This window comes from Spirillospora sp. NPDC048824 (assembly GCF_043198455.1).
In the GTDB taxonomy this organism is placed as follows: domain Bacteria; phylum Actinomycetota; class Actinomycetes; order Streptosporangiales; family Streptosporangiaceae; genus Spirillospora.
In genome coordinates this window covers 1-26,587 of the sequence record NZ_JBICUS010000007.1, presented here as the reverse complement: position 1 = coordinate 26,587, position 26,587 = coordinate 1, and the positions used below count along the sequence as shown (strand labels likewise).

Here is a 26,587-nt window from a genome sequence, read left to right as displayed (position 1 = left end):
GCCCGCGCCGGGGTAGAGCATGAGACATGCGCAAACTCATCAACGCCCCGGCGGACGTGGTCTCCGACGCGCTGCGCGGCCTGGCCGCCGCGCATCCCTCGCTCCGAGTCGACCCGGGGAACGGGACGGTCGTGCGGGCGGACGCGCCGCGCGCCGGGAAGGTCGCCCTGGTGTCGGGCGGCGGATCCGGCCACGAGCCGCTGCACGCCGGGTTCGTCGGCCACGGGATGCTCGACGCGGCCTGCTGCGGCGAGGTCTTCACGTCCCCGGTCCCCGACCAGATCATCGCCGCGACGATGGCGGTGAACGGCGGCGCCGGCGTCGTCCACCTCGTCAAGAACTACACCGGCGACGTCATGAACTTCCAGATGGCCGCCGAGCTGGCCGAGGACGAGGACATCGAGGTCGTGTCCGTCGTCCTCGACGACGACGTCGCCGTCGAGGACAGCACGTTCACGGCGGGACGCCGCGGCACCGGCGCCACGCTCTTCGTCGAGAAGATCGCCGGTGCGCTCGCCGAAGAAGGGGCATCGGCCGATGCCGTCGCGGCCGTGGCGCGGGAGGTGAACGAGCGCAGCCGGTCGTTCGGGGTCGCGCTGTCGTCGTGCACGGTCCCCGCCGCCGGGACGCCGACGTTCGAGCTGGGCGAGGACGAGATGGAACTCGGCATCGGCATCCACGGCGAGCCCGGCCGCGAACGCGTCAAGGTCGGCACCGCGGCGGAGATCGTGAACGCCTCGCTCAGCGCGATCGACGCCGACATGCCGCTGTCCGGGTCGGAGGTGCTGGTGCTGGTGAACGGGATGGGCGGCACCCCGCTGATCGAGCAGTACGTCGCGTACGCGGCGGCGGCCGAGTGGCTGGACGGGCACGGCGCGACCGTCGTCCGCCCCCTGGTCGGGCCGTACGTCACGAGCCTGGAGATGGCCGGCTGCATGATCAGCGTGTGCCGGCTGACGCCCGAGCTGACCCGCCTCTGGGACGCGCCCGTCGAGACGCCCGGGCTGCGGTGGGGCCGGTGAACGCGGCGGATCTCGCCTCCTGGATCCGGCACGCCGCCGAACTCGTCACCGCCGACGCCGACCGGCTCACCCGGCTGGACGCCGCCATCGGCGACGGCGACCACGGCCACAACATGGACCGCGGCTTCCGCGCCGCCACCGAAGCCCTGTCCGGCGGGGCGCCGCCCGAGGACGTTCCGCCCGGCAAGGTGCTGATCGCCGCCGGGCGGGCCATCGTGTCCAAGACCGGCGGCGCGTCCGGCCCGCTCTACGGGACGGCGCTGCGCCGCGCGGGCAAGGCGCTCGGCGACACCGCCGACGTCGGCGCCGCCGCGCTCGGGGACGCGCTCCGGGCCGCGCTGGACGGCGTCCAGGACCTCGGGAAGGCCGTCGAGGGCGACAAGACGATGGTCGACGCGCTGGCGCCCGCCGTCGCGGCGTACGAGGCGGCGCTGGCGGACGGCGCCGGCCTCCCCGGCTGCGTCCGCGCCGCCGCCGGCGCGGCGGCCGAGGGCGCGGACGCGACCGTCCCGATGCAGGCGCGCAAGGGCCGGGCCAGCTACCTGGGTGCGCGCAGTATCGGGCACATGGACCCGGGTGCGGCGTCCAGTGCCCTTATCCTGCGCGCCCTGGCCGATGTCGTCGCGGCCGAAGCCGCTGCAGGGGAGGGGTGAGGCGGATGGTCGGGATCGTCGTGATCTCCCATAGCCGGACGCTCGCGGAAGGCGTCGTCGAGGTGGCGCGGGCCATGGGCGTCGGCAAGGCCGTCGTGGAGCCCGCGGGAGGCGACTCCGGGGGAGGGCTCGGCACGAGCGCCGACCTCGTGGAGAGCGCCGTCGCCGCGGCGGACGGCGGCGACGGCGTCCTGCTGCTCGCCGACCTGGGCAGCTCCGTCCTCACCGCCATGATGCTCATCGAGGACACCGACGGCGACGACGTGCTGCTGGCGGACGCGCCGCTGGTCGAGGGCGCGGTCGCCGCGGCGTCCATGGCCGCGGCGGGCGCCGACCTGGCCGCCGTGCACGCCGCGGCCGAGTCGGCCTACGACCACCGCAAGACCCGCTGACCCGCTGACCGGCTGACCCGCTGACCGGCGGTTCAGGTCGCGTCGGGGCCGGGAGGCCGGTCCGCCGCGCCGGAGCCCGAGAGGAGCGTCCCGAGGACGGACGTCACGCCCTTCGACGGGTCGCCGCGCACCTCGAACACGCGGCTCTCCTCGCCGGACCCGCCGCCCCCGAAGGCGTCGCCGCCCTCGGTGACGGTGATCCGGTACGCGGGGAGGTCGGCGCCCACCTCCCCGCCCTCGTCGCCGCGCGCCTGCGCGGCGGCGAGGGCGTCCACCGCCTCCCGGATCCGCACGGCGGGCCCGGCGGGGAGCGCGGCGGTGTCGTAGAGCGCGACGACGGCCCGCCGGCCGGTGAACCCGCCGGTACTCTCGATCTTCACTCGCATCGCCGCGCACCTCCCCGCGGGCGCCGGTTCCGGGCTACGTGCCGAAGACGCGCCGCAGTTCGTCGAGATCCTCCCGGAGGATGTCATCGTCCTCCAGGGCACCCCCCATGGCCAGTTTCTCGGGCGCGACGACCTCGTACTCGGGCATCTGCATCGTGCCGCAGCAGCGCGACCTGTCCTGCTCGGCCCGCAGGCTCGCCGACCGCCCGTCGTACGGCTCGACCTCGGTGACGTCCTGCCCGTCCCCGGTGTAGGCGGCGTCCGTCATCCTCATCTGCCCGCTCATCAGGTCGGTCAGCGGCGTCGCCGCCGTCGTGACCTCGCGGACCGCGAACCGGTTGCGGACGAACGTCCGGTAGATCGCCGGGTCGCCGCGCGTCGCCGAGATCTGCAGCATCCCGTTCGCGACGTCCGCGTACCCCGCGCCCGTCGCCGGGAACGCGACGATCGCGTCGAACACCAGCTTGCACAGCCCCGACGCGACCTCGATCAGCACGAGCGCCGGGTCCTTCGTGCGCTGCTGCCTGCTCAGCTCGAACGCGTAGACGTCGGCGAGCACGTCGTAGATCGCACCGGTGAACACCTGGGAGATCGCGTGGACCTCGTTGCCGACGTCGCTCAGCTTCAGGTCGTTGTCGGCGTTGCGCAGCCCCGCCGGCATCCCGAGCGCCTGGCCGAACTCCTCGGCGAGGTCGGCCAGGAACGACTTGTCGTGCAGGTTCGCCTTGGTGAGCGCCACCAGCGCGTCCGCCTGGTCCGGCTGGGCCAGCGCCAGGAAGATCGCCGTGAGGTCGCCGAACGACTCGTGCAGGCCGCCGGTCTGCGGCGGGTTGCCCGCCGACAGCCAGCCCGGCTTCAACCCGTCCAGCAGGGCGTGGCCCGTCTCGTGCGCGACGATGTCCAGCGACCGGCACGTGTGGACGACCCTGGGTGGCACCTGCCCCTCCGGGGTGAAGAAGAAGAACTTCAGGGCCTGGGCCGTTCGGCTGTAGAACGCGTTCGCGCCCGTCGCGGCGTGCGGGAACACCGTGATGGGGTCGGTGTTGCCGCCGACGTTCCACGCGAACGGGATCGGGGTGCCGCCGTTGTGGCGCTCGAACATCGCCATCGCCTGCCGGACGACGGCGAACGTGTGCGCGCAGTCGAACTGCGCGGTGCCGGCGTCGAACACGAAGTCGCCGCTGATGTTGCGCGCGACCGGGGTGACGCCCGGCAACTCGATCTTGACGCGCGCGTCCGCCGGGCCGTTCAGCACCACGGTCGGGATGAAGGCCAGCCGGGCGCCCAGTTCGGTGACCGACGGGTCCTGCTTGTAGACGAACAGCCGGTGGCCGGTCCGCGGCGGCACCGGGACCGGCACCGGACGCGGTACGGGCGGGGCGGCCTGCCCCTGAACCGCGGCCTGGGGCCCCCGCCCCGGCCACTGCGCGGGAACCTCCGCCGCCGCGTGCTCGGCGTCCCGCTGTGCCTGGATGTCGTGCTGGTGGATCGTCATCGAAGCCACCTTCCCCTGACAGTGCGCGAGTCCTGCTGACTCTGCGCTGCTGTGGGCGGACATGCGGGGATGCGGTACGGGGTTGTGCACTCCGGCGGGACGGGCCGGTCCGGGTCGGTCCGGCCCGTCTCGTATCCGCCCTCTTCCAGAAAAACGCTCCGCCGGTCAGGAGATCCAGTCAACCCGGGAAGTCCAAAAGACGCCTCATCTGTCCACATGCAGCCGCGGGACCGTTCCGCACGCGGCCGCACGGCCGCCCCGCACACGGCCGCACGGCCGCTCCGCACACGGCCGCCGGGCCGGGTGGGGCGGACGCGCCGAAAACGTCCCCGCCGCGCCGTAGACTCGCACGTGATGTCGAAGACCGAAGCTCACCCCTTGCTCGATGGCCTCAACCCGCAGCAGCGCGCCGCCGTCGTGCACTCCGGCGGCCCCCTGCTGATCGTCGCGGGCGCCGGCTCGGGCAAGACCCGGGTGCTCACCCACCGCGTCGCCCACCTGCTCGGCGAACGCGACGCGCACCCCGGCCAGATCCTGGCGATCACGTTCACCAACAAGGCCGCCGCCGAGATGAAGGAACGCGTCGACGCCCTCGTCGGCCACCGCTCGCGCGCCATGTGGGTGATGACGTTCCACTCCGCCTGCGTCCGGATCCTGCGCCGCGAGGCCAAGCGCCTCGGGTTCCCCACCAGCTTCTCGATCTACGACCAGGCCGACGCGAACCGGCTCATGGCGCTCGTCTGCCGCGAGCTCGACCTCGACCCCAAGCGCTACCCGCCGAAGTCGTTCAGCGCCCAGGTGTCCAACCTGAAGAACGAGCTGATCGACTACGAGACGTTCAAGGACCGGGCGTCCACCCACATGGAGCAGACGCTCGCCGAGGCGTACGAGATGTACCAGGCGCGGCTCCAGCAGGCCGGCGCCATGGACTTCGACGACCTGATCATGCTGACGGTCAACCTGCTGCAGGTCTTCCCGGAGGCCGCCGAGCACTACCGGCGCCGGTTCCGGCACGTCCTCGTGGACGAGTACCAGGACACCAACCACGCGCAGTACGAACTCGTCCGGGAGCTGACCGCCCCGGTCGAGGGCATCGGCGCGGCCGAACTGTGCGTCGTCGGCGACGCCGACCAGTCGATCTACGCGTTCCGCGGCGCGACGATCCGCAACATCCTGGAGTTCGAACGCGACTACCCGGACGCCACCACGATCCTGCTGGAGCAGAACTACCGCTCCACGCAGACGATCCTGTCGGCGGCCAACGCGGTCATCGAGCGCAACGCCGACCGCAAGCCGAAGAAGCTCTGGTCCGACCAGGGCGAAGGCGCCAAGATCACCGGCTATGTGGCCGACAACGAGCACGACGAGGCCGCGTTCGTCGCCCGCGAGGTCGACCGCCTCACCGACGACGACGCGGCCCGCCCCGGCGACGTCGCCGTCTTCTACCGCACCAACGCGCAATCGCGTGTCTTCGAAGAAGTGTTCATCCGCGTCGGCATGCCCTACAAGGTCGTCGGCGGCGTCCGCTTCTACGAGCGCAAGGAGATCCGCGACCTGCTCGCCTACCTGCGCTGCCTCGCCAACCCCGAGGACACCGTCTCCCTGCGCCGCATCCTGAACGTCCCCAAACGCGGCATCGGCGACCGTGCTGAGGCGTGCGTCGAGGCGTACGCGTCCCGCGAGCGCATCTCGTTCTGGCAGGCGCTGCGGGTACCCGAGGACGTCCCGGGCATGGCCACCCGCTCCATCAAGGCCGTCCGCGACTTCGTCGCCCTCCTCGACGAACTCGGCGCCGCCGCCGAGTCCCTCACGCCCGCCGACCTCGTCGCCGAGGTCCTCAAGGCCAGCGGCTACCTCGCCGAACTCCAGGCGTCCAAGGACCCGCAGGACGAGACCCGCGTCGAGAACCTCCAGGAACTCGAAGCCGTCGCCCGTGAATTCGAAGAGCGCCTCGACGGCGAACCCGCCGAAGGCCGCCTTTCCGAATTCCTTGAGCAGGTCGCTCTCGTCGCCGACGCCGACTCCATTCCCGGAGGCGCCAAGGGCAATCCCGTCCCGCCCGGCGAGCAGCCCGAGGAGACCGAGCACGGCGTCGTCACCCTCATGACGCTGCACACCGCCAAGGGCCTCGAATTCCCCGTCGTCTTCCTCACCGGCATGGAGGACGGCGTCTTCCCGCACCTGCGCGCCATGAGCAACCCCAAGGAACTCGAAGAGGAACGCCGCCTGGCCTACGTCGGCATCACCCGCGCCCGCCAGCGCCTTTACCTCTCCCGCGCCACAATGCGCAGTTCGTGGGGGGCTCCGCAGGTCAACCCGCCGTCCCGTTTCCTCGGCGAAGTCCCGAAAAGCCTGGTCGAATGGGAACGCGAGGCTTCGTCCGCCTCGGGATCGGCGATGGCCCAGATGGCCTCCCGCCCAGGGACGCGCTCCCCGGGCAACCGCCCCGTCCCGTCCCTCTCCCCGGGCGACAAGGTCACCCACGACGCCTTCGGCCTGGGCACCGTCGTCTCCGTCTACAACGAGGGCGAAAAGGCCAGCGTCGACTTCGGCGGCGAATACGGCGTCAGGACCCTCGTCCTCCGCTACGCCACCATCGAGAAACTCTGACCGCGGGTTCCGATCAGTCTTCCTTCACGCGCACCTGGTCCTTGACCCGGCACCCGTCCGGGAGGTCGCGGAAGTCGGGATAGCGGTCGCGGCCGAGTTCCAGCCCGTTCAGGCTCCGGCGGCACGACCGGTCCGCGAGGACCACCTGGATGAGGTAGGTGTCGCCGTCGCGCCCGAAATCAGGGCCGATGCCGGCGGAGCGGATGTCCCACGGCCCGTCCCCGCCGACGTCCTCCGGGCCGTAGTCGGCGAGATGGAACGTCTCGTCGTCCTCCTCGAAGATGAAGATGCGCAGATCGTCGTCACCGATACCGCTGACGGTCCCCTCGACGGTGAAGTCCTCGTCGTCGAACAGCGTGTCACCGTCGTCCGGGTCGGTCAGGTCCACCTTCACGGCACGCCTGGACGGCCTCACCGGGGAGGGCGACGGCGAGAGGCTCGCCCGCGTGGCCGACGACGTGGGGATCGCCGGAGACGCCTCCCGGCTCGGTGAGGCGGCCGCGGGCGGGACGAGCACCGGTGTCCCCGGAGGCCGATCGTGATCATCGGATACGGCCCACACCAGGGAGCAGGCGGCCAGGGCGGTCGCCACGCCGAACGCGACGAAAGGCCGGGCGCTCGGCGGCCAGAGGTGCTCCTGCGGTGGCATGGCGTGCTTCGGCCGCTGTTGTCCCGGCCGCCTCTCCGATGCAAACTCACGTTCCACGCTGAGCTCCTCGCGCCGCGGCCGTCGTCGGCCGGAGCGTTCCCCCGGCCCGCCGACGCCGAGGCCGTCGAGAGCGGGGGAACGCCCTACTCTGCTGCACGTGCGCGGCACCCGAGAAGGTTCACCGGGACCGCGTCCAACGAACGGACACGTACCAGGACGGCACCGCCGCCATGCTCCCAGGCGCGGATGTCACCCTCATGCTGTAAAGATCGTTCCTTGAAACGAAGCCGTGCCGAGGACGTCCGGTTCGTGGCGTCGGATCACGGGTTGTATCCGGGAGGCCCCCCATGTTCGCTCGCCAGCTCGCCGACGCCGCCGAGCTACGTCCGCTGGAGCCGTGGCAGGCGGCCGAGTTCGCCGAGCACGCGGACCGGGTCCGCAAGGACATCGACCACTACATCCCGTGGGGACGCACGGTCGTGGACGAGTCGACGGCCCGTGAGTTCCTGCAATCGTACGCGGTCAAACAGGCCAGGGACGAAGGCCGCATCTACGGCATCTGGGTGGACGGGGTTCTTCAGGGCGGGACAGTGTTCCGGACGTTCGACGCCAAGATGGGCGTCTGCGAGGCCGGTGTGTGGCTCGGGGGCGAGGTGCGGGGACGCGGGCTGGTCACCGTCGCGGTCGGCACATGATCGATTGGGCGTTCGGGGTGCGCGGGATGCATCGGGTGGAGTGGTTCTGCGACCCGCGCAACACCGCCAGCGCGGCGGTGGCGAAACGGCTCGGCATGACCTGCGAGGGCGTCCACCGGCAGTCGTTCGTGCTGGACGGCGACCGGCGTGACACCCAGGTCTGGGCCGTCCTCGCCGATGAATGGCCGCCCGCCTGAACCGGCCGCCCGCCTGAGCAGGCCGCCGCCTGAGCAGGCCGCACGGCTGGGCGAGTACACGCGGCTCGGCGTGACTCAGACGCGTCGCCGGTCCGGCCGGCGCGCCCCCGGCCGGTCAGCGCGCGGGCGGGACGGGCAGGGGCCGTTCCAGGGCGGAGAGGCTGAGAAGGACGAGTGACGCCGTCCAGCCGAGAGGTGCGGGGCCGGCGGGCTCGCCGGTCGGGCCGACCTTCTCCGGCAGGACGCCCAGGGACGTGCGGTGCGCGGACAGCCAGCTCAGCCGGCCGAGCGCGTCGCCGGTCCGGCCCGACGCGGCCGCGTTGAGGCCGAACATCGCCGTCTCCGGCGTCCAGGCGACGTCGGGGTCGCCGGACCAGCGTTCGCCCGGCAGGACTCCGCCGTTCGGCAGCGCCGTCTTGCGGGCCGCGACGGCGATCGCGGCGGTCACGTCCGGGTCGGCGGCCGCGAACGGGGGCGCGATGAACGTCACCGACGCGTCCATCAGCCCGCCGGGGACGGGCGAACGCGGGTAGCCGTACGGGGCGAACTGGCGGTCCACGGCGGCGGAGACGCGCTGCGCCGCCCGGTGCCACCGCGCGGCGTCGCCGCCTTCGCCGCGGCGTCCGGCGAGGTCCGCGGCGGCGCGCAGGCCGGCCAGCACCGGGCCGACGACCCCGAGCGTGGGGCGGCGCGGGTCCTCTTCGCGGCGGTGGTCGCGTTCCCAGTAGTCGGACGAGGCGGGCGGCAGGCCCTCGGCGTCCAGCGAGCGCGCCAGGTGGTCGGCGGCGCGCCGCACCATCGGCCACAGTTCGGGCAGTTCGTCGAGCCGCCCGGCGCCCTGAACGCGGTGGAACCACGTGGCCCACAGGACCCAGCCGAGCGAGTCGAGCTGCGGTGCCCGGCCGTCGGCGACCGCCGTCCCGTCGGGGTTGTAGCGGGCGGCCCACATGCCGTTCTCGGTCTGGGCCCGGGACAGGAAGCGCAGGACGCGGCGGGCCTCGGCCGGGTGCCCGGTCACGGTGAACGCGGCGACGGCGAAGGCGGAGTCGCGGGGCCAGCAGTACCGCCACTTGGTGTACCAGGACGCGAGGGACGCCCCGTTCGGGCGGGTGAGGAGCCGCAGGTCGAGCAGCGCGCGGGCCGCCATGTTGCGGTAGCCCATGTCGGTCCCGGTGGCCGGGTCCAGCCCGCCGGACGGGATCGTGCCCTGCGACAGCCAGGCGTTGTCGGACCGGACCGCCTGGTCCACCCGGGGGTCGGACGCCTTGACGGTGACGGGCCGCTCCCCGCCGGACGGGATGAGCCGTATCCGCCCGTCCGCGAGCCGGACGACCGAGCTGTCCGGCAGGTAGGACGCCCCTTCCGCCTGGACGGGCGGCAGCGGGACGCCGGCGAAGGGCCAGCCGCCACCGCCGACGAGCCCGGGGCTCGCCCAGCCCGGCGCGGTGCGGTCCGGGACGGTGGCGCCGCCGGTCGCGATGAGGGCGGCCACGATGAGCAGGGCGGTGACGCGCCGGAGCCTGCGTGCGCCGCCACGCCTCCGCGGCCGCCTGCGGCGCGGTGAACCGTGCGTGGGCGGCGAGGGGATCCCGGCCGAGGTGATCCCGGTGGGGAGGGGCTCGGCGGTGGTGTGGGGCGCGACGGTCGTGTCCCGTTCCTCCGCCATCGCCATGCGTTCGCCCCCTACCGCATCTTCCGTCCGGCTGGCCACCGAAGACGAAATAAGTACATCAAACTAAGTCAATTGGTTCATCCTCCTCACGAGCCACTCGTGCCCTCCTGGAGGATGAGCACACCTTCGTTTTGGTGACACTCCCGGACATCTGGACCCGGCGGCATCACCACGTTGGCGGGTTGACTAGGCTGCATCGACGGAGCGGACCGCAGAGTGCCGGCCGCACGGAATCCCGTGTAACCCCCACTCGCGTGGTCATTCGGCTGTCGATCCCTTATAAGGACGCCTCGTGGACCTGTTCGAACATCAGGCGAAGGAACTCTTCGCCGAGTACGGGGTACCGGTGCCCACCGGCAAGGTCGCCCATACTCCCCAGGAAGCCCGGGCCATCGCGGCGGAGCTGTTCGCCGCGGGAAGCTCGAAGGTCGTGGTCAAGGCCCAGGTGAAGACCGGGGGCCGCGGCAAGGCCGGCGGCGTGAAGCTGGCCGACTCGGCGGACGAGGCGCAAGCGCTCGCCGGTCAGATCCTCGGCATGGACATCAAGGGCCACACGGTCCACAAGGTCCTGATCGAGGAGGGAAGCGCGATCGCGCAGGAGTACTACTTCTCGTTCCTGCTCGACCGCGCCAACCGCACCTTCCTCACCATCTGCTCCGTCGAGGGCGGCGTGGAGATCGAGGACGTGCCGCACGACCGGCTGGCGATGGTGCCGGTCTCGCCGCTGGACGGCGTCGACCGGGCCAAGGCCAGGGAGATCGCCGAGCAGGGACGGCTCCCGGAGGAGGCCCTCGACGGCGCCGCCGAGCTCATCGAGCGCCTGTGGGCCGTGTTCACCGACGAGGACGCCTCCCTCGTCGAGGTGAACCCGATGATCCTCACCGCCGACGGCCAGGTGAAGGCCCTCGACGGCAAGGTCACGCTGGACGACAACGCGACCTTCCGCCAGGACCACGACAAGTACGAGGACAAGAGCGCCGCCGACCCGCTGGAGGCGGCGGCGAAGGCCAAGGACCTCAACTACGTCAAGCTCGACGGCAGCGTCGGCATCATCGGCAACGGTGCCGGGCTGGTCATGTCCACCCTGGACGTGGTCGCCTACGCGGGCGAGCAGTTCGAGGGCCAGAAGCCCGCGAACTTCCTCGACATCGGCGGCGGCGCGTCCGCCGAGGTGATGGCGAACGGGCTGGAGATCGTCCTGTCGGACGACGACGTGAAGTCCGTCTTCGTGAACGTCTTCGGCGGGATCACGGCGTGCGACGCCGTCGCCAACGGCATCGTTTCGGCCTACCAGCTGCTGGCCGAGCGCGGCGAGGCCGTCAACCGCCCCCTCGTCGTCCGGCTGGACGGCAACAACGCCGAACTCGGACGCAAGATCCTGAGCGACGCGGCGCTGAACGGCGTACAGCAGGTCGACACCATGGACGACGCGGCCAAGCGTGCCGCGGAACTCGCGGCAGGTGCATGAGCGATGGCCATCTGGCTCACTGAGAACAGCAAGATCATCATTCAGGGCATCACGGGCTCCGAGGGCACCAAGCACGGCCGCCGGATGCTCGCGTCCGGCGCCAAGGTCGTCGGCGGCGTGAACGCCCGCAAGGCCGGGCAGACCGTCGAGTTCGACGGCACGACCCTCCCGGTCCTCGGCACCGTCAAGGAGGCGATGGAGCAGACCGGCGCGGACGTGTCGGTCGTGTTCGTCCCGCCGAAGTTCACCAAGGACGCCGTCGTCGAGGCGATCGACGCGGAGATCCCCCTCTGCGTCGTGATCACCGAGGGCATCCCCGTCCACGACACCGCCTACTTCTGGGCGTACGCGGAGAAGAAGGGCGCTGCGTCTTCCGGAACCACGGGGACCCGCATCATCGGGCCGAACTGCCCCGGTATCACGTCCCCCGGCAAGTCGAACGCGGGCATCATCCCGGCCGACATCACCACGCCGGGCCGCATCGGCCTCGTGTCGAAGTCGGGCACGCTGACCTACCAGATGATGTACGAGCTGCGCGACGTCGGCTTCTCCACCTGCGTCGGCATCGGCGGAGACCCCGTCATCGGGACGACCCACATCGACGCCCTCAAGGCGTTCCAGGACGACCCGGACACCGACGCCATCGTCATGATCGGCGAGATCGGCGGTGACGCCGAGGAGCGCGCGGCCGCCTACATCGAGCAGAACGTGACCAAGCCGGTCGTCGGCTACGTCGCCGGGTTCACCGCCCCCGAGGGCAAGACCATGGGCCACGCCGGTGCGATCGTGTCCGGTTCGTCCGGCACGGCGGAGGCGAAGAAGGAAGCCCTGGAGAAGGTCGGCGTCCGCGTCGGCAAGACCCCCAGCGAGACGGCGGTCCTCATGCGGGAGATCATGAAGAACCTCTGATCCCACGCTTCGCGAAAGACGCCCGAGCCGCTTTCGGCCCGGGCGTCTTTCGTGTCCGGGGCTGGACGACAAAGGCGACACGCCGGGCTGGGGGGCGTCTGGGGGGCGGGCGTGGTGCCAGCATGGAGCGCGTGAGCGAAGCGAGCCCTGGACGGCGTGCGGTCCCCTCGCCGGGAGACGAGGCGCCGGAAGGCCCGGCGGGACGGGCGCCGCGGCGTCCGGGGCGAGGCGGGCAGCCGGTGCCGCCGGCGGCCAGGCCGCTGTACGTGACGGGGCTCGTGGCGGCGCTGTGGTGCATCGGGATCGGGCTGGCCGTGCTCACCACCGTCACGCTGATCGGGTGGATCGCCGCGCCCAAGACCGCTCTCGGCGACGGCCTGTCCGGGGTGTTCCGGACGGCCGTCAACTTCTGGCTCGTCTCCCATCACGCGGGCTTCTCCTACGGGCAGGGACGGGTGGGGCTGCTGCCGCTCGGTGTGCTCGTCCTGCCGGGGGCCCTGCTGTACCGCGGCGGCGGGTGGATGATCCGGGTGGCCGGGCTGACGCATCGTCCCCGGAAGGCGGTCGTGCACGTCGCGGTCGCGCTGGCGGCCCCGTACGCCGGGCTGGCCGGTCTGCTCGCGCTGGCGGCGGCGTCCCCGCAGGTCCGGCCGTCGGCGTGGCAGGCGCTCGTCGGGGGCTTCCTCGTCGCGGTCATCGCGGGCGGGCTGGGCGCCGCGCGGGCCGTCGTCGCGGCGCAGGTGGCGGCGCAGGCGCGCGGGGAGCGGGTCCGGTCCGGGCTCGGCGCGCTGCTGCGGCTGCTGCCCGACCGGCCGCGTTCGCTCGTGATCGGCGTGGCGGGGGCACTGGCCGTGCTGCTGGCGTCGGGGGCGCTGCTCGTGGGCGCGTCCCTCGCCGTGAACATGCCGGACGCCGACCACCTGTACGACCTCCTCGCCCCCGGTGTCGTCGGCGGCGTCCTGCTGCTGCTGGTGGAGCTGGCGTTCCTGCCGAACGCGGTGATCTGGGGGATGGCGTACGCGGTGGGGCCGGGCTTCTCCGTCGGCTCCGGGACGAGCGTGTCGCCGACCGGGGTCTTTCTGGACGCCGTCCCGGCGTTCCCTCCGCTCGCGGCCTTGCCCGACCCCGGCCCGGCGCCCGCGATCTCGCTGCTCGCGCTGGCCGCGCCGTTCGTCGCGGGCGCGGTGGGCGGCGCCCTCACGATCCGCTCGCTGCCCGCCCCCGTGTCGGAGGGCGCACCGATGTGGGGTTTCGTGTCGGGGGCGCTCACCGGCGCCGTGGTGGCGCTGCTGAGCGCGCTGTCGGGCGGGCCGCTCGGCGGCGGCCGGATGGCGACCGTGGGTCCCTCGGCCTGGCAGGTCGGGTTGCTGGCGGCCCTTGAGGTCGGCATCTCCGCGGCGATCGCGGCATGGGCGGCGAACACGATGATCCTGCGCCGTCCCGCCCGCGCGGCGTCCAAGCCCGGGAAGCGCTCCAGGAAACGGCCGGAGAAGAGCCCGGCGCGGCGTGCGCGGAGGGCTCCTGCGCCCGTGCCGCTGTCAGCGCCCGTCCCCGGTGACCACCAGAGCGCGCCCCGGCCCGCGCCCAGGGCCCCGTACGCGCCGGATCCGCTGGAGTTCGAGGAGGCCGATCCCGTCCTCGCGCCGCGCCGTCCCGCCCGCCGGAAGGCGGATCCGCTGCCGGACCTGGCCGAAGAGCGGCCCCGGCGGAAGCCGGAACCGCCGCTGCCGCCGCCGAGCGACGGCACCGTCGTCGTCGAAGGCCACCTCATGGACGATCCGGTCGACCCCGCCGGCATGGGCGGCCCGGCGGACGAGCCCGGCCCGGGGGAGCCGCCCGTCCCGCTCCCTCGCGAGGACCCCGGGCGTACCGAGAACCGCGGCGGCGCCATCTACGTCCTGCGCGAAGAGCCCGAACGGGACGACTAGCGCCCGCCGGCGGTCAGAGCAGGTCGCCGTACTGGTCCATGCTGCCGCGCGGCAGGCCGAGCTTGTCCTCGATCTTGGGGTAGTACTCGTCCCGGCAGGACTGCTTGTCGGCGCCGGTGTTGGCCGTGCTGAGGCAGTTCTGGTAGCCGCTCAGCTCCGACCACAGGAACACCGTCATCGAGACCGACAGCACCGAGAACACCAGGCCGACCGAGCCGAGCACGATGCCCGGGACGGCGCCGGGGGCGGCGTCGCCCCCGCGCCGCGCGGCCCGGCGGGCCCGGATGCCCACGACGAGCGCGGCGATGCCCAGCACGAGGCCGAGCGGGTAGAAGAAGAACGCGGTCAGCAGCGCGATGCCGCCGAGCCACAGTGCCCGCCAGCCGGTCTGCCGAGACTTGGGCGGTCCCGCGGGCGGCTGCCCCGCCGGCCGCCCGTCGGGGCGGTCTTCGGGCGGGGCCGGAGGGCCCGGCTGCTCGCTCACGTTCGTTCCTCCTGGCCTGGGGCGGATGTCGGCGTGGTCCGCTCTCCGCGTGGTCTGCTTTCCGGGTGCGCCGAACTGGCCCGATAGGCTTCGTGGTGGCCCGAACACAACCCCACCGTCCACCAGGGAGTCATGGTGTCCGCCCGGCTCGTCGTCCTCGTCTCCGGCGCGGGGACCAACCTACAAGCGCTGCTCGACGCGTGCGCGGATCCAGCCTACGGGGCGAAAGTGGTGGCCGTGGGAGCGGACCGTCCCGATACCGGCGGAAACGCCCGCGCCGAACGATCAGGTCTGCCCACTTTCACCGTCCGCATCCCCGATTTCCCGTCTCGCGACGAATGGGACGCGGCGCTGACGGAGGCGGTCGCCGAGCACGCACCGGACCTGGTGGTCTCCGCCGGGTTCATGAAGATCTTCGGGCCGCGTTTCCTGGCCGCGTTCGGCGGCCGGACGGTCAACACCCATCCGGCGCTGCTGCCGTCGTTCCCCGGCGCCCACGCCGTACGGGACGCCCTGGCGTACGGCGTGAAGGTGACGGGCTGTACCGTTCACTTCGTCGACGAAGGCGTGGACACCGGACCCGTCATCGCCCAGGAGACCGTTCCCGTGGGCCGGCATGACGACGAGGACTCCCTGCACGAGCGGATCAAGCAGGTGGAGCGCCGGCTCCTGGTCGACGTCGTCGGACGGCTCGCCCGCGACGGCTGGACCGCGCACGGCAGGCGGGTCTCGATGAAGTGCAGGACCTGTGGTGATGCGTCCGAGAGTGGTTCGTCCGATGAAGAGGGGAGCTCGGCCGGTGAGTCGGGTGGCGATTAAGCGCGCGCTGATCAGCGTGTACGACAAGACCGGGCTGGAGGAGCTGGCCCGCGGCCTGCACGAGGCGGGTGTGGAGATCGTCTCGACCGGGTCGACGGCGGGGCGGATCTCCTCCGCCGGCGTCCCGGTGATGAGGGTCGAGAAGCTCACCGGGTTCCCCGAGTGCCTGGACGGCCGGGTCAAGACCCTGCACCCGAAGGTGCACGCGGGCCTGCTCGCCGACCGCCGCAAAGAGGACCACCTCCAGCAGCTGGACGACCTGGCCGTCGAGCCGTTCGACCTGGTCGTGGCGAACCTGTACCCGTTCGCCGACACGGTCGACTCGGGCGCCAGGCCCGACGAGTGCGTCGAGCAGATCGACATCGGCGGCCCGACGATGGTCCGCGCCGCCGCGAAGAACCACGCGAGCGTCTCCGTCATCGTCGACCCGTCCGCCTACGGCGCCGTCCTGGACGCCGTGAAGGGCGGCGGTTTCACGCTGGAGGAGCGGCGCCGCCTGGCCGCGCGGGCCTTCGCGCACACCGCGTCCTACGACGTGGCCGTGGCGTCGTGGTTCGCGAGCAGCTACGCGCCGGACGAGACGGCCGCGCAAGCGCAGTGGCCCGACTTCCTCGGCGTGACGTGGGAGCGCGCGAACGTCCTCCGCTACGGCGAGAACCCCCACCAGCGCGCCGCCCTCTACACCGACGCGTCCGGCGGCGGTCTCGCCGGGGCGGAGCAGCTGCACGGCAAGGAGATGTCGTACAACAACTACGTGGACGCGGACGCCGCCCGCCGCGCCGCCCACGACTTCACCGAACCCGCCGTCGCGATCATCAAGCACGCCAACCCGTGCGGCATCGCGGTCGGCGCGGACGTCGCCGAGGCGCACCGCAAGGCGCACGCCTGCGACCCGCTGTCGGCGTTCGGCGGCGTGATCGCGGTGAACCGGCCGGTCACCGTCGCGATGGCCGAGCAGGTCGCGGAGATCTTCACCGAGGTGCTGGTCGCGCCCGCGTTCGAGGACGGCGCCCTCGACGTCCTGACCCGCAAGAAGAACATCCGGCTGCTGCGCTGCCCGCAGGGCCCCGCGAACCAGGCCGAGTACCGGCGGATCGACGGCGGTGTCCTGCTGCAGGGCGTCGACCGCGTGGACGCCGCCGGCGACGACCCGTCCACCTGGGAGCTGAAGACCGGCCCCGCCGCGGACGAGGCCGTGCTCGCCGACCTCGCGTTCGCCTGGCGGGCCGTCCGCTCGGTGAAGTCCAACGCGATCCTGCTGGCCGCGGACGGCGCCACCGTCGGCGTCGGCATGGGCCAGGTCAACCGCGTCGACTCCGCCAAACTCGCGGTCGCGCGGGCCGGGGAGGAGCGGGCCGCGTCCGCCGTGGGCGCGTCCGACGCGTTCTTCCCCTTCCCGGACGGCCTTGAGGTGCTCGCCGAGGCGGGTGTGCGGGCGATCGTGGAACCCGGCGGGTCCGTCAACGACGACAAGGTGATCGCCGCCGCGGAGAAGGCCGGAATCAGCCTCTACTTCACCGGCGTGCGCCACTTCTTCCACTGAGCAGCCCCGCTGGTCGGGCGCTGATCGGGCGCTGATCGGGCGCGGACCCGGTGTGGCGGAGAACACCGCCGCATCGGGTTTGAGTCGTCGCCTTCCCGGTTCGGTGCGGGTAGCCTCGGCTGGGCCGCGCCTCATGACCGCTTCTTGACTCCGGCGCGACCGTTCCATTGTTGAAGGGCTGGCGCCATGGACGTGCTGTTGTCGCTCATGCTGGGCGTGGTCTACCGGGCGGACACGCTGCTGATGGAGTCTCGGCAGATGATCGGCCTGCTCGCCGCCTTCCTCGCGGCGGTCCTCGCCGCCCAGCTCGGCTGGCACGGCACCGACCGCCTGATCGCCTGGCGGCAGGGCTCCTCCGAGGACTGACCGACCCCGAAGACCCGGCGGCCCCGGACGGATGGCGGGTGTTTCAGCGGAGCCGCGCCCGCAGCGCCTCGGCCGCGGCGGGCCAGTCGTCGTCCGTCATCCCGTAGGCGGCGGTGTCGCGGATCGACCCGTCCTCCCGGATCCGGTGCTTGCGGTGGATCCCCTCGAACGTCGCCCCGAGACGCTCGATCGCCGCACGTGACCGCCCGTTGCCCGCGTGGGTGTGCCAGCCGACCCGGATCGCGCCCAGCTCGTCGAACGCGCGTCCCATCAGCAGCAGCTTCGCCTCGGTGTTGACACCGGACCGGTGCCACCGCGCGCCGAGCCAGGTGTGCCCGATGCACAGTGCCCGATGGGACGGCGTGACCTCGTAGTACGACGTCATCCCGGCGACCTCCCCGGTCTGCGCGTCGATCTGCGCCCACGGAAGCTGGAAGCGCTTCTCGTGGCGCGCGAGGGCCTTGCCGACCAGTGCGCACATGTCGTCCGCGGTCGCGGGCTGCCGCTCGCTCAGCCACGTCCAGACGGCGGGGTCCTTGGACGCCTCGAACAGCCCCTCGGCGTGCCTGGGGGACAGCGGCTCCAGCCGGACGTACCGCCCGCTCAGGACGGGGCGCTCGAACCATTCGTGACGCGTGCCATGACTCATGCGGATCACGCTAAAAGCACGGGGGCCGTACCCGGCAGAGCCACCTGACGCTGATTTCCGCGTGCCACTCGGCCGCGGGTGGGCCGGATACCATGGATTCTTCACGCGACTGGCGCGGTCAAGGTGGATCACCACCGGGGAGCGAACGACAGTCCGGACACCGCGCGCCTGGGTGGACGGGACCCCATGGCGGCCGGGCTCCAAGCCGGGCCCGGGCCCTGGTGAGACCCCACGCGGAGGAACGCATGACGGCACAGATTCTGGACGGCAAGGCCACGGCCGCCGAGATCCGCTCGAACCTCAAGGTACGCGTCGAGGCGCTCCGCGACCGCGGCGTGACCGTCGGCCTCGGCACGGTCCTCGTCGGCGACGACCCCGGCAGCCACTCCTACGTCGGCATGAAGCACCGCGACTGCGCCGAGGTCGGCATCGAGAGCATCCGCCGCGACCTGCCCGCCACCGCCGCGCAGGACGACGTCGAACGCGCCGTCGCCGAACTGAACGCCGACCCGGCCTGCACCGGCTACATCGTCCAGCTTCCGCTGCCGAAGGGCCTGGACGAGCAGCGCGTCCTGGAGCGGATCGACCCGTCCAAGGACGCCGACGGCCTGCACCCGACGAACCTCGGGCGGCTCGTCCTCATGCAGCCCGGCCCGCTGCCGTGCACGCCGAAGGGCATCATCGAGCTGCTGCGCCGCTTCGACGTCCCGATCAAGGGCGCCGAGGTCACCGTCGTCGGCCGCGGCATCACCGTCGGACGTTCGCTCGGCCTCCTGCTGACCCGCCGCACCGAGAACGCGACCGTCACCCTCTGCCACACCGCCACCCGCGACCTGGCCGAGCACACCCGCAAGGCCGACATCGTCGTCGCCGCCGCCGGTGTCCCCGGCCTCATCACCGGCGACATGGTCAAGCCGGGCGCCGCCGTCCTGGACGTCGGCGTGTCCCGTGTGGACGGCAAGCTCGCCGGGGACGTCGCCGCCGACGTCCGCGACGTCGCCGGCTGGGTCGCGCCGAACCCGGGCGGCGTCGGCCCGATGACCCGCGCGATGCTGCTCGCGAACGTCGTGGAGGCCGCCGAGCGGCGGCCCGCCTGACACGCGGCGCGACGCACGTCCCGTGCCCGGCAAGCGGAGGCCGCCACCAGCACCCCGGTGGCGGCCTCCGCCGATACTGCGCCGGACGGAGCCGCGCCGTCACATGCGCGGCCCCGTACGGGCCGGTTCAGCGATCGCCCTCGTGTCGCGCTGCCGGAGAGGGCGACCGCAGGTTCATCTCAGCTCGCCCTCCGTCCCGCCGCGCTCGGCGCCGCACGATTCGGGGCGGTGGCATGGCCGTGTCCCGTGCCCGTCCTGCGGGTCTCGGCCGTGCCGCGGACCCCCGGGACCCGCCCGTCCATCGGCGGGCGGCCCTGCGGGACGTGCACCGGCGGCAGCGGCCGGACGAGGCCCATGGCGATGACCTCGTTGGCGAGCCGCGTGCGCCGGTTGGCGCCCTCGGGGATCCGGAACTTCTGGTAGAGGCGCAGCAGATGCTGCTTGACGGCCGCCTCCGTCACCACGAGCTCGCCGGCGATGTCGCGTGCCGTGGCGGGGGCCACGAACGCCTCGTCGGAGAGTGCGGGACGGCAGAGCGAGGTCAGCACGTCGACCTCGCGGCGGGTGAGCTCGGGTGCGACGGCACGCCTCAGTTCGACGTCCGGGTCGACCTCCTCACGGGGGATGCCCCCCATCCGGCAGCGCGCCGTGCCGAAGCTGACGACGTCACCGTCCTCCAGGACACGGCGGGCGATCGGCCTGCCGTTAACTCGGGTCCCGTTACGGGACAGGCCCATGTCCACCACGTAGATGTACGGACCACGTCGGACGATCTCTGCGTGCAATTGGGACACACTCGGGTCGTCGAGGCGTACGTCGACTCCTCTCCCTCTCCCGACCGTCGTCACGTCGGGGCGCAGCGGCACCACCAGCCCGCTGTCCTCGATCCGCATGAACGGCCCCTCCACGGCAGTCCTCCCAGCTAGTTAGCGACCCCTGTCTGCCGGGTTACCCGGGCGCGTCACCGTCACACCCTCCTACTGGCGAGTAGCACCGATGGCGCAGGGCATTCGGGCCTCTCGGGCATCCCTGCGGCCCCTTCCGTCCCGCCCACTTTTCCGTCCCGTCCGACAAGCCCGGCACCCCCGGACCTGCGGATGATCCCCGCGATGTGCGGCGGCGGACGAACGCCGCCCACCGGAAGAGGCCCACCGGACGAGTCGTGCCGAGCCCCGGATGCCGATACCGTGAGCCGAGCGGAGCTCGTCCGTTGAATGGCGGCGGGTGGGGGCTGGAGGACGGTGAGCCGAGCGGAGCTCGTCCGTTGAATGGCGGCGGGTGGGGGCTGGAGGACGGACCATGAGCACCGAGGTGCACCGGCGGAGGCGCAGGGCGCCGCGCGGCAAAGGCGCCGCGCCGCACTGGCTCGCGCAACTGCCCTACCTGATCGTGCTCAGCGGCGTCGGCGCCGGCCTCACGCTCTGCGCCTTCAACTACTTCCGCAAGGGATCCGGCCTGATGGCGGCCGCGCTGCTCATCGGCGCGCTCGCCCGGCTCCTGCTGCCGGAGTCCCAGCTCGGCCCGCTCGCCGTCCGCAGCAGGTCCATCGACTGCTGGACGCTCGTGATCCTCGGCGAAATGGTCGCGTTCGTGTCGCTGAGCGTGCCGCCGATGAACAAGACCGGGCTCGTCCTCGCGGGCGCCTTCGGGGTGCTGATCCTGCTCACCCTGGTGGCGCGCGGTGTGAAGCTTCTCATCACCGGACGCCGGGCCGGTCCGCAGGGCGGAGACGTCGCCCCAGGTGAGGGCGGTCATGGACGTCCGGAACCGCCGGGTCAGGTCTAGACCTCCCGAACGCCTCGGCTAGCCTTGCCAGTTGAGCCTTACAAGGACCGAGTCCCTTGCGTCCGGGGTGTCCCGGCGGCCCGACACCGCCACGCCCACCGGGGATGTGAGGGCTCACCGCTGGCCAGGTGTAGGAAAGGGACAGCAGCAGCATGCCCAAGATCAAAGTAGCGGGCCCGGTCGTCGAACTCGACGGCGACGAAATGACGCGGATCATCTGGAAATTCATCAAGGACCAGCTGATCCTGCCTTACCTCGATGTGGACCTTAAGTACTACGACCTGGGAATGGAACACCGTGACGCCACGGACGACCAGGTCACGATCGACGCCGCCAACGCGATCCGCGAGCACGGCGTCGGTGTCAAGTGCGCGACCATCACCCCCGACGAGGCGCGCGTCGAGGAGTTCGGCCTGAAGAAGATGTGGCGGTCCCCCAACGGGACGATCCGCAACATCCTGGGCGGCGTGGTGTTCCGCGAGCCGATCATCTGCTCCAACATCCCCCGGCTCGTCCCCGGCTGGACCAAGCCGATCATCATCGGCCGCCACGCGCACGGCGACCAGTACAAGGCCACCGACTTCGTGGTCCCCGGCCCCGGCACGGTGATGCTCACCTACACCCCCGAGGACGGCGGCGAGCCCATCGAGATGGAGGTCGCGAAGTTCACCGGCGGCGGTGTCGCCATGGGCATGTACAACTACGACGCCTCGATCCGCGACTTCGCGCGGGCGACGATGCGGTACGCGCTGGAGCGCGGGATGCCGCTGTACCTGTCGACGAAGAACACGATCCTCAAGGCCTACGACGGCCGCTTCAAGGACCTCTTCCAGGAGATCTACGAGAGCGAGTTCAAGGCCGAGTTCGAGTCCAAGGGGCTCAGCTACGAGCACCGCCTCATCGACGACATGGTCGCGGCGGCGCTCAAGTGGGAGGGCGGGTTCGTCTGGGCCGCCAAGAACTACGACGGCGACGTCCAGTCCGACACCCTCGCGCAGGGCTTCGGCTCCCTCGGCCTCATGACGTCCGTCCTCATGACCCCCGACGGCAAGACCGTCGAGGCCGAGGCCGCGCACGGCACGGTGACCCGGCACTACCGGCAGCACCAGCAGGGCAAGCCGACGTCGACCAACCCCATCGCGTCGATCTTCGCCTGGACCCGCGGCTTCGAGCACCGCGGCAAGCTCGACAACCAGCCCGAAGTCACCAACTTCGCGCAGCAGGTCGAGCGGGTCTGCATCGAGACCGTCGAGAGCGGCCAGATGACCAAGGACTTGGCCCTCCTCGTCGGCCGCGACACGCCCTTCTTGACCACGCAGGAATTTCTGGAGGCCCTCGACACCAACCTCCAGAAGAAGATCAACGGCTGATACGCCTCTCAGCACTGTTAGTGTTCGTGCGAATGCTCCTTGCTGATGCGAGGGTGACCCCCAGCCCGAGGTGAGCGAGTTCGCCCGGACGCTGTGCTCCCCGCGCACGCAGGGTTAAGGCCGTCCCGGATGCGTCCGGGGCGGCCTTTCGCGTGTTCGCCATGCCGGTTGGTGCACCTGGGCGATGGCGGGTAGGGGGTGCGCGATAGCCTGTGGCACGGAAATATCTCGACGGCGAGAGATCCCGCGCGGCGGCGGGCTCCAGGTCACCAGCAGCAGGAGAAGGACGCATGACTCGCACCCCAGTCACCGTTACCGTTACCGGCGCCGCGGGCCAGATTGGCTACGCGCTGCTGTTCCGCATCGCGTCCGGGCACCTCCTGGGCGCGGACGTACCCGTACGCCTGCGGCTGTTGGAGATTCCGCAGGCGGTGAAGGCCGCCGAGGGCACCGCGATGGAACTGGACGATTGCGCGTTCCCGCTGCTGTCCGGCATCGACATCCTCGACGACGCGACCAAGGCGTTCGACGGCGCCAACGTGGCCCTGCTGGTCGGGGCGCGGCCCCGGACGAAGGGCATGGAGCGCGGCGACCTGCTGGAGGCCAACGGCGGCATCTTCAAGCCGCAGGGCGAGGCCATCAACGCCGGCGCCGCCGACGACATCAAGGTCCTGGTGGTCGGCAACCCGGCCAACACCAACGCCCTGATCGCGCAGCAGCACGCCCCGGACGTCCCGGCCGGCCGCTTCACCGCGATGACGCGCCTCGACCACAACCGCGCCCTCGCGCAGCTGTCGAAGAAGGCGGGGGTGTCGGTCGCCGACATCCGCAAGCTGACGATCTGGGGCAACCACTCGGCCACCCAGTACCCGGACATCTTCCACGCCGAGATCTCCGGCAAGAACGCCGCCGAGACGGTCAACGACCAGGCCTGGCTGGAGAACGACTTCATCCCGACCGTCGCCAAGCGCGGCGCCGCCATCATCGAGGCGCGGGGCGCGTCGTCGGCCGCGTCCGCCGCGTCCGCCGCGATCGACCACGTGCACACCTGGGTGAACGGCACCGCCGACGGCACCTGGACGTCCATGGCCGTCGTGTCGGACGGCTCCTACGGCGTGCCCGAGGGCCTCATCTCGTCGTTCCCGGTCACCACCGAGAACGGCAAGTGGGAGATCGTCCAGGGCCTGGACATCAACGACTTCTCCCGCACCCGCATCGACGCGTCCGTGAACGAGCTGTCCGAGGAGCGCGACGCCGTCCGCAAGCTCGGCCTCATCTGAGTTTCCCAAGGTGCGCCCCGGACCGGTGTGTGGTCCGGGGCTCTTTTCTTCTTTGCTATGGATGGATGGAGGGCGTGCGGTCGCGGTGAAGGTGGTCTGGGCCGGGCTCGCGGAAGATCCAGGGTTTCGGCGGCGGTTCGTCCGTGAGGTGGAGGCGGCCCGCCGGGTGAGCGGCTTCTTCACGGGCCTCCTGGCCCTGGGCGCGCTAGCCTTCCTGACCTCCGACCGGACGGCAAGCCCGGTCCTCGAACGAACCGGCACCGACCTCTCCGAACGCGAGTAAACACCCGGCGCGTACGGCTGGTGGATCGTCGGGGTTTTGATCATGATTAGGGGGTGGATGGCAGGGAGAGTGTGGTGGGGGTGTTGTCGGGGCGTTATGAGCTCCTGGAGCCGTTGGGGCGCGGCGGTATGGGGGTGGTGTATCGGGCGCGTGACCAGCGGTTGGATCGGCTCGTGGCCGTCAAGGTGATGCCTGCTCAGATGCTGCGCGACGAGGGTTTCCGGGCCCGGTTCCGGAGGGAGGCGCGGGCGGTGGCGGGCTTGTCGCATCCCAATATCGCGGTCATCCACGACAGCGGCGAGGATGACGAGGGTGAAAGGCCGGTTCCGTATCTGGTCATGGAGCTGGTGGAGGGAAGGACGCTGGCCGATCTGCTGCGCGAGGCGCCGCCTACCCCTGCAGAGGCCGGGCAGATCGCGGTGGCGGTCCTAGAGGCGTTGGAGCACAGCCACGGGCGAGGGGTGGTGCACCGCGACATCAAGCCCGTCAACATCATGGTTCGCCGCGTCGGCGGCCGGATGCGAGCGAAGGTGCTGGATTTCGGGATCGCCAAGCTCATGTCGGAGACCGCGACCCGGTTGACCGCCACCGGATTGGTGATCGGCACCCCGTCCTACATGTCGCCCGAGCAGGCCGATGGCGAGGCCGCCGATGCGTGCTCCGATCTGTACTCCACTGGATGCGTGTTGTACGAGATGCTCACCGGCCGACCGCCCTTCACGGGCGACTCGCACAGCGTCGTGCTCTTCCAGCACCTGAACAAGACCCCGCCGCCGCCTTCACAGTTGAACTCGGTTCTGGATTTCTTCTGGGATCAGGTGCTGGCGACCGCGCTGGCCAAAGACCCGCAGCAGCGCTACCGGGACGCCGCGGCGATGCGACAGGCCATCGAGACCGGCGCGACCGCCCCCAGCCAGGCGCCCCCGCAGACTCCGCCCCCCACGTCGGCCCGCTTCGACGCCCCAACGCGGATCCACGTCGCTGCCGCGCCGCACCGGATCCTGACCCGCCGCCACCTGCTCACCGTACTCGGCGCCGGATTGGGGACCGCAGGCCTGGTCGCCATCCTGCCGGCCGCCGCGCGCGACATCCTCACCAGGGAAGACAGCAACGCCCCTCAGATCCTCAACAACCACACCGGCGCCGTCCGCTCGGTGGCGTTCAGTCCGGACGGCAAGCTCCTGGCCAGTTGCAGCAACGACGAAACCGTGCGGTTGTGGGACGTGGCCACCCGCCGCTCCATCGCCCGGCCCCTCACCGGGTACACGGACACTGTCAACGCGGTGGCGTTCAGCCCGGACGGCAAGCTCCTGGCTGTCGGGGGCAATGACACCACCGTCCGGTTGTGGGACGTGGCCACCCACATCCCCGTCGGCCGTCCCCTCACCGGCCACACCGACTCCGTCCACTCCCTGGCGTTCAGCCCAGACGGCAAAATCCTGGCCGTCGCAGATGACGACACAGTGTGGTTGTGGGACGTGGCAGCCCGCACAGCCATTGGCCGCCCCCGAGTCAAGCACGGCCCCCACGGGCTCGTCTTCGCGGTGGCGTTCAGCCCAGACGGCAGGATTCTGGCCGCCGACGAAAATGACACCGTGCGTTTGTGGGACGTGGCTACCCGCACCCCTACTGGCCGCCCCCTCGCCGGCCACACCGGCTACGTCTACTCCCTGGCGTTCAGCCCGGACGGGAAGCTCCTGGCCGCCGGCTGCGATGACGGGACGATGCGGTTGTGGGACGTGGCCACCCGCACCCCTATCGGCCACCCCCTCACCGGTCACCACGACGGCATCGGCTCTGTGGCGTTCAGTCCGGACGGGAAGGTTCTGGCCACCGCCAGTAGTGACGAGACCGTGCGGTTGTGGGACGTGGCTTCCCGCCGCCCCATCGGCCGTTCCCTTACCGACCACACCGCTCGCGTCAACTCGGTGGCGTTCAGCCCGGACGGCAAGCTCCTGGCCAGCGGCAGTCACGACGACACCGTGCGGTTGTGGCGACTGGAGGAGGTCTCATGACACGAACACTGTCCACGAGGCGCTGATGCTTTCGAGGCAGTTCATCTGGCGAGTGAGCCCTGCACTTCCGGGACCCGGTTGGGGTGAGGTCGGTGGTGGTGAGCCCGGTCCGGTGCTCCAGCCCGGCGAACCGGATGGGGCGGTTCTCGCGCCACACGCAAAGGTCGAAGCTCATCGTCCGCGCTCCAAGATCGGTTCGTGGTCGAGGGTGCATCAGACGTGCGCGCAAGCGAGGACGTTCCCCTGACCCTGGGGAGGCGGTCGGTCTACTTCGGGTGGCGTCGCTGTTCCAGGGATTCGAGCCGGCGATGAGCATGTCGAGGCCGAACTCGTACTCGGGGTCCAGGCCCGGTTCGGTCGCCGGCTCGTCACCGGTGACATAGCCTCCGGCCGCCATGATGGGGGCGAGATGCGGGAAGCGGTCGGCGGTGATGGCTTCGCGGAGTTTCTCCATCCCGTGCGGGCTGATGGTGACCTTGCCCTCCTCGGCGAGGACCTCTCCAGTTGCGAATCTGAGGTGATCAGAGTCTCGCCCCCGAACCCACGCCGGGCCTCGCCGTAGGCGAACGCGCGCTCGGGCGAGGTCGACGGCTCCTCCAGGAGAAGGAGCCTTCGTTGTGGACGGCGCGACCACGCTGGGCCGGACCGATACGAGCCACGGCCCCCGAGGCATCGTGTCCCGGTGGTTCCCTCAGGCGCAGGACAAATGCCTGATCTGGCTCGGTTGTCGGCTGTCCGGAGGGTGTCAATATTCTCACCCGGAAACTGTGAGACGGAGTGTGAGTGTTCGATAACATGGAGTCATGTGTTCGACTGGGAT

Annotated in this window: 23 protein-coding genes, 1 pseudogene and 1 riboswitch; of the genes and pseudogenes, 17 read left to right on the top strand and 7 right to left on the bottom strand. The window is 71.4% G+C overall.

All coding sequences use genetic code 11. The annotated features are described in order from the left end of the window. Positions 1-26 precede the first annotated feature (26 nt). From dhaK to dhaM, 3 genes are read left to right on the top strand one after another with little or no spacing between them, the layout of a single operon-like run. On the top strand, positions 27-1,022 hold the full coding sequence (gene dhaK, locus ACGFIS_RS15375) for a dihydroxyacetone kinase subunit DhaK (protein WP_392971304.1): 996 nt from the start codon (positions 27-29) through the stop codon (positions 1,020-1,022). After that, the gene (gene dhaL / locus ACGFIS_RS15370) at positions 1,019-1,675 is read left to right on the top strand and encodes a dihydroxyacetone kinase subunit DhaL (protein ID WP_392971301.1); all 657 of its coding nucleotides are present in this window, start codon (positions 1,019-1,021) and stop codon (positions 1,673-1,675) included. Before dhaK ends, dhaL begins: the two co-directional genes overlap by 4 nt. A 5-nt stretch (positions 1,676-1,680) precedes the next feature. Further along, positions 1,681-2,067, top strand: coding sequence for a dihydroxyacetone kinase phosphoryl donor subunit DhaM (gene dhaM, locus ACGFIS_RS15365; protein WP_392971298.1), 387 nt, complete (start codon positions 1,681-1,683; stop codon positions 2,065-2,067). A gap of 32 nt (positions 2,068-2,099) precedes the next feature. On the opposite strand, the gene ACGFIS_RS15360 is transcribed toward dhaM, so the two are convergent. Together ACGFIS_RS15360 and ACGFIS_RS15355 are read right to left on the bottom strand one after the other, a co-directional pair. Continuing rightward, positions 2,100-2,453: a hypothetical protein gene (locus ACGFIS_RS15360; RefSeq protein ID WP_392971295.1), complete on the bottom strand. Its 354-nt coding sequence runs from the start codon at positions 2,451-2,453 to the stop codon at positions 2,100-2,102. Positions 2,454-2,487: 34 nt separating this feature from the next. Continuing rightward, the gene (locus tag ACGFIS_RS15355; RefSeq protein ID WP_392971292.1) at positions 2,488-3,948 is read right to left on the bottom strand and encodes a hypothetical protein; all 1,461 of its coding nucleotides are present in this window, start codon (positions 3,946-3,948) and stop codon (positions 2,488-2,490) included. A 354-nt stretch (positions 3,949-4,302) separates the two neighbouring features. On the opposite strand from ACGFIS_RS15355, the gene pcrA reads away from it, so the two are divergent. Next, positions 4,303-6,558 (top strand): DNA helicase PcrA, encoded by a 2,256-nt coding sequence (gene pcrA, locus ACGFIS_RS15350; RefSeq protein WP_392971289.1) that lies wholly within the window; start codon positions 4,303-4,305, stop codon positions 6,556-6,558. A 13-nt stretch (positions 6,559-6,571) separates the two neighbouring features. On the opposite strand, the gene ACGFIS_RS15345 is transcribed toward pcrA, so the two are convergent. Next, positions 6,572-7,207, bottom strand: a complete 636-nt coding sequence (locus tag ACGFIS_RS15345) for a hypothetical protein (protein WP_392905210.1) — start codon at positions 7,205-7,207, stop codon at positions 6,572-6,574. 347 nt (positions 7,208-7,554) lie between these two features. Between ACGFIS_RS15345 and ACGFIS_RS15340 the strand changes: the two are divergent. After that, positions 7,555-8,099, top strand: a pseudogene (locus ACGFIS_RS15340) (GNAT family N-acetyltransferase). 115 nt (positions 8,100-8,214) lie between these two features. Here ACGFIS_RS15340 and ACGFIS_RS15335 read toward each other — a convergent pair. Then, positions 8,215-9,771 (bottom strand): glycoside hydrolase family 15 protein, encoded by a 1,557-nt coding sequence (locus ACGFIS_RS15335; RefSeq protein ID WP_392905208.1) that lies wholly within the window; start codon positions 9,769-9,771, stop codon positions 8,215-8,217. A 292-nt stretch (positions 9,772-10,063) separates the two neighbouring features. On the opposite strand from ACGFIS_RS15335, the gene sucC reads away from it, so the two are divergent. From sucC to ACGFIS_RS15320, 3 genes are all read left to right on the top strand, one after another. Then, a complete protein-coding gene (gene sucC, locus ACGFIS_RS15330) occupies positions 10,064-11,239 on the top strand; it encodes an ADP-forming succinate--CoA ligase subunit beta (protein ID WP_392905205.1) in 1,176 nt (391 codons plus the stop codon). A gap of 3 nt (positions 11,240-11,242) precedes the next feature. Then, positions 11,243-12,148: a succinate--CoA ligase subunit alpha gene (gene sucD, locus ACGFIS_RS15325; RefSeq protein ID WP_392971286.1), complete on the top strand. Its 906-nt coding sequence runs from the start codon at positions 11,243-11,245 to the stop codon at positions 12,146-12,148. 131 nt (positions 12,149-12,279) lie between these two features. Continuing rightward, a complete protein-coding gene (locus tag ACGFIS_RS15320) occupies positions 12,280-14,076 on the top strand; it encodes a DUF6350 family protein (RefSeq protein WP_392971283.1) in 1,797 nt (598 codons plus the stop codon). Positions 14,077-14,089: 13 nt separating this feature from the next. Here ACGFIS_RS15320 and ACGFIS_RS15315 read toward each other — a convergent pair whose 3' ends face one another. Beyond that, a complete protein-coding gene (locus tag ACGFIS_RS15315; protein WP_392905199.1) occupies positions 14,090-14,560 on the bottom strand; it encodes a hypothetical protein in 471 nt (156 codons plus the stop codon). A 132-nt stretch (positions 14,561-14,692) separates the two neighbouring features. Here ACGFIS_RS15315 and purN point away from each other — a divergent pair, with 132 nt between their 5' ends. The 3 genes from purN to ACGFIS_RS15300 all read left to right on the top strand — a co-directional run bounded on the left by purN (position 14,693) and on the right by ACGFIS_RS15300 (position 17,288). Beyond that, entirely contained in the window at positions 14,693-15,379 is a 687-nt protein-coding gene (gene purN / locus ACGFIS_RS15310) for a phosphoribosylglycinamide formyltransferase (protein WP_392905197.1), read from the top strand. Further along, positions 15,360-16,922 (top strand): bifunctional phosphoribosylaminoimidazolecarboxamide formyltransferase/IMP cyclohydrolase, encoded by a 1,563-nt coding sequence (gene purH / locus ACGFIS_RS15305; protein ID WP_392905194.1) that lies wholly within the window; start codon positions 15,360-15,362, stop codon positions 16,920-16,922. The genes purN and purH overlap by 20 nt, the downstream gene beginning before the upstream one ends. 186 nt (positions 16,923-17,108) lie before the next feature. Beyond that, positions 17,109-17,288, top strand: coding sequence for a hypothetical protein (locus ACGFIS_RS15300; RefSeq protein ID WP_392905192.1), 180 nt, complete (start codon positions 17,109-17,111; stop codon positions 17,286-17,288). Between the two features lie 43 nt (positions 17,289-17,331). On the opposite strand, the gene ACGFIS_RS15295 is transcribed toward ACGFIS_RS15300, so the two are convergent. Beyond that, positions 17,332-17,937 carry a GNAT family N-acetyltransferase gene (locus tag ACGFIS_RS15295; protein WP_392905190.1) on the bottom strand — a complete coding sequence of 202 codons (606 nt, stop codon included), beginning with the start codon at positions 17,935-17,937 and terminating at the stop codon, positions 17,332-17,334. 95 nt (positions 17,938-18,032) lie between these two features. Further along, positions 18,033-18,118: riboswitch (ZMP/ZTP riboswitch) on the top strand. Positions 18,119-18,182: 64 nt separating this feature from the next. Between ACGFIS_RS15295 and ACGFIS_RS15290 the strand changes: the two genes are divergently transcribed. Next, positions 18,183-19,034: a bifunctional methylenetetrahydrofolate dehydrogenase/methenyltetrahydrofolate cyclohydrolase gene (locus ACGFIS_RS15290; RefSeq protein WP_392905188.1), complete on the top strand. Its 852-nt coding sequence runs from the start codon at positions 18,183-18,185 to the stop codon at positions 19,032-19,034. Positions 19,035-19,213: 179 nt separating this feature from the next. Here the strand turns inward: ACGFIS_RS15290 and ACGFIS_RS15285 are convergent, their stop codons facing one another. Beyond that, positions 19,214-19,927: an FHA domain-containing protein gene (locus ACGFIS_RS15285; RefSeq protein ID WP_392905185.1), complete on the bottom strand. Its 714-nt coding sequence runs from the start codon at positions 19,925-19,927 to the stop codon at positions 19,214-19,216. A 406-nt stretch (positions 19,928-20,333) separates the two neighbouring features. Here ACGFIS_RS15285 and ACGFIS_RS15280 point away from each other — a divergent pair, with 406 nt between their 5' ends. The 5 genes from ACGFIS_RS15280 to ACGFIS_RS15260 all read left to right on the top strand — a co-directional run bounded on the left by ACGFIS_RS15280 (position 20,334) and on the right by ACGFIS_RS15260 (position 25,767). Next, on the top strand, positions 20,334-20,819 hold the full coding sequence (locus ACGFIS_RS15280; RefSeq protein ID WP_392971280.1) for a DUF3017 domain-containing protein: 486 nt from the start codon (positions 20,334-20,336) through the stop codon (positions 20,817-20,819). Between the two features lie 152 nt (positions 20,820-20,971). Next, the gene (locus ACGFIS_RS15275) at positions 20,972-22,189 is read left to right on the top strand and encodes an NADP-dependent isocitrate dehydrogenase (RefSeq protein ID WP_392905180.1); all 1,218 of its coding nucleotides are present in this window, start codon (positions 20,972-20,974) and stop codon (positions 22,187-22,189) included. Positions 22,190-22,479: 290 nt separating this feature from the next. Beyond that, positions 22,480-23,469, top strand: coding sequence for a malate dehydrogenase (locus ACGFIS_RS15270; RefSeq protein WP_392905177.1), 990 nt, complete (start codon positions 22,480-22,482; stop codon positions 23,467-23,469). 61 nt (positions 23,470-23,530) lie between these two features. Beyond that, entirely contained in the window at positions 23,531-23,752 is a 222-nt protein-coding gene (locus ACGFIS_RS15265) for a hypothetical protein (RefSeq protein ID WP_392905174.1), read from the top strand. Between the two features lie 53 nt (positions 23,753-23,805). Next, positions 23,806-25,767, top strand: a complete 1,962-nt coding sequence (locus tag ACGFIS_RS15260; RefSeq protein WP_392971277.1) for a protein kinase — start codon at positions 23,806-23,808, stop codon at positions 25,765-25,767. The last annotated feature ends 820 nt before the right edge of the window (positions 25,768-26,587 follow it).